We start from the raw sequence: 2,907 nt of genomic DNA on the forward strand, positions 1-2,907 counted from the left end.
AGATTTAATCTCCTTTCTTTCTAAATACATTGCTAAACTAGTAATTTAATCTTCCCATACATTTCCTTAAGTTCAAAACTAATAAATCTATTGATTCCCAGCCTTTCAAAGTATAGTTACTCATTTACCCTTGTCAGCAATACGACACACTCCACATGATACGTCTTTGAAAACATATTGTACGGTGTGACTGGTCCTATTGTATATTTTTCACTTAATATTTTTAAATCGCGTCCGAGTGTTGCTGGATTACATGAGATATACACGATTCTCTCTGGTTCCACTTGTAAAACCGTATCTAAAAATGCACGGTCGCACCCTTTTCTCGGTGGGTCGATAAATAATGCATCGATACGTTTTTCGTTTACAATCTCTTTAATTTTCTCTTCAGCTTTACCTAATACATACGTCGCATTTTTTATGTCGTTTAACTTTGCATTGTCTCTTGCGTCCTCGACTGCACTTTCGACGATTTCTACACCGATCACTTCATCCACTTTGTCTGCTAATAATTGACCGATCGTACCAATGCCTGAATACGCATCGACGATGACGTCTGTTTTTGTTAGTGCAGCCCGTTCGATTGCTTCACTATACATCTTTTCTGTAATTTCATGATTTACTTGATAAAACGATAAGTCTTTCACTTTAAATTGTTTATTTGATAACTCATCCACTATATATGACTTACCGTATCGTACGACTGAGTTGTAACTCGTAACGAGATTTGTTTTTTCAGTGTGAATGTTTTGAATGACACTTGTAATTCTAGCGTCTTGTACAAGTTCGTCGACTAATGGTTTAAATGTATATGATTTACCATTCGTAACAAACACGATTTGTATTTCACTGTCATCGTGATTAGAACGGATGATTAAGTGCCTTAAAAACCCAGTATGTTTCTCTTCATTGTAAATTGAAATGTCGTATTTTACTATCAGTTTTCTTAACACTTTGATGATCTCGTTATGACTTCTTTTTTGAATCATACAATGATCGATATCGACGACGTCTTTACCGTTTTTATGAAATTGACCGATGACTACTTTACCACGCTGTTCTCTCACTGCAAACACTGTTTTATTTCGGTAATAATATAGTTCGTCAAGTTCAACTGTATCGTTCACTTCTATGTCTTTAATATGACGTCTTAACGTATTTAAAACCGCTTCTTTTTTAAAGTCTCGTTCCTCGGTTTCATTCATATGTTGAACGTGACATCCACCACAGATGTCATAATATTTACACGGTGGATTTACACGATTTTCACTCCTCGATAAAACATCTACTACTTTCCCTTGGCTAAACTTATTACCAGTCTGAGTGAGTGTATATGTAATTGTTTCGTTTCTTATAGCGCCATCTATAAACGCGAGGTGATTTTCTTTTACGACACCTCTACCGTCATGTGTATATCCTGACACTTTACTTTTATATATATTGTCCATGTGATCCCCTGTTTTCTCTTTTAAAAATAGATGAAATTAATTATAATATTTATATTAAGATTTGGGAGGGTATGTTGTGAGAGCGAGTGGTTTGATGTTATGGGTTTTATTTGCATATATTCTTTTTACTGCATTTGAACTTGGCTTACCAGCAATCATTATGACTGGTGTCTCATTTTTTTATTGCGTTAAATTTTACCCTCGTAAGAAATACGCATATTGAAGCATTTAACGAAAAACATAAAACGACGTTCGATGAAGAAATCGAGTCGATTAAAAATGAACAAAAAAACGAAGAATAACCAAAGCGGTTATTCTTTTTTAATTCTTACTTTAATGGCTTGTTGTAAATTTTTAAAATGTGCAGGTAACACACCACCGAGTTCTCCGTCTAAATTTAACTGTACTTCTTCGAAACTCGAGACGTATAGCTCTCTTGATTTAAAGTATTTTACTTTATCGTGCTTTAAATGCTCCCCACGCATCGCAAGCGTTAAAACGTGTGCTAGCTCTGCTAAATTGACCTCTTCTAATATTAAAACCGAAAAATATCCGTCGTCTAACTCAGCATCTGGTACGAGTTGTTCAAATCCGCCAATCGAGTTTGTTAAACCGATTAAAAACAACATAACACGTCCTGTGTAAACATCATCATCGTGTTCAATTCGTATTGGGAATGATGTAATTTGCGGGATAAGTTCAATTCCTTTTACGTAATATGCAAGAGATCCGATAACTGCCTTTAAGCGACTCGGTGCTTCGTAAGACACCTCTGTAATCTTACCGCCCCCACCGATATTCATAAAGTATTTACCGTTCATTAGACCGAGGTCTATCGCAAATGGTTCACCTTCAATAATATAGTCGAGCGCTTCAAAAATATCGCTCGGTATTCCAAGCGCTCGTGTAAAATCATTTACTGTTCCCATTGGGATAATTCCAAACTCAGGTGGTGTATCATGCTGAAGTAGGCCGTTAATGACTTCATTTACCGTACCGTCTCCACCAACCGCAATGACTAAATCAAACTCGAGTTCACATGCACGTTTCGCAGCAACAATCGCATCACCAATACCAGTCGTTCTATGTGCACTCGCAATGTACCCTGCACGCTCTAAACGTTCGAGTATTTGAGGAAGTTGTTGCTCAAACACTTCTCGCCCTGCCGTCGGATTATATATAATACGTGCTGTTTTCATAAGCTATCACCTACGCATATTTGATCGTACTAACAATATTTGCTCATGTTAATGAAAAATATTTTTAAATATGGTATTATCTAATCTAGATAATTGTATCATATATAATATAGACATTAAAAAATTACGAGGAGATTTGATGAAAAAACTAATTATTGTCCTACTTTCACTAGTATTTTTATTTTTATTATACTTAAATTTTTTACACGAAAATAAGAGTAACGTAGATAATAATAACAATACTAGTCAAGTAGAAAATT

General features: G+C 35.3%; 3 protein-coding genes. 1 reads left to right on the plus strand and 2 read right to left on the minus strand.

Annotation, left to right across the window (positions count from 1 at the left end; translation table 11 throughout):
* Positions 1–116: 116 nt before the first annotated feature.
* A complete protein-coding gene (rlmD, locus tag TJ68_RS04520; protein WP_040928981.1) occupies positions 117–1,448 on the minus strand; it encodes a 23S rRNA (uracil(1939)-C(5))-methyltransferase RlmD in 1,332 nt (443 codons plus the stop codon).
* 167 nt (positions 1,449–1,615) lie between these two features.
* Between rlmD and TJ68_RS08760 the strand changes: the two genes are divergently transcribed.
* Positions 1,616–1,750: a hypothetical protein gene (locus tag TJ68_RS08760; RefSeq protein WP_272944040.1), complete on the plus strand. Its 135-nt coding sequence runs from the start codon at positions 1,616–1,618 to the stop codon at positions 1,748–1,750.
* Between the two features lie 9 nt (positions 1,751–1,759).
* On the opposite strand, the gene TJ68_RS04525 is transcribed toward TJ68_RS08760, so the two are convergent.
* Positions 1,760–2,647, minus strand: a complete 888-nt coding sequence (locus tag TJ68_RS04525; protein ID WP_040928982.1) for a diacylglycerol kinase — start codon at positions 2,645–2,647, stop codon at positions 1,760–1,762.
* Positions 2,648–2,907: the final 260 nt, after the last annotated feature.

Source organism: Nosocomiicoccus massiliensis, assembly GCF_000438455.1.
GTDB classification, from domain to species: Bacteria; Bacillota; Bacilli; order Staphylococcales; family Salinicoccaceae; genus Nosocomiicoccus; species Nosocomiicoccus massiliensis.

Coding starts and splice junctions, on each gene's coding strand:
- rlmD (WP_040928981.1), bottom strand. CDS start 1,448: ATGGACAATATATATAAAAGTAAAGTGTCAGGATATACACATGACGGT.
- TJ68_RS04525 (WP_040928982.1), bottom strand. CDS start 2,647: ATGAAAACAGCACGTATTATATATAATCCGACGGCAGGGCGAGAAGTG.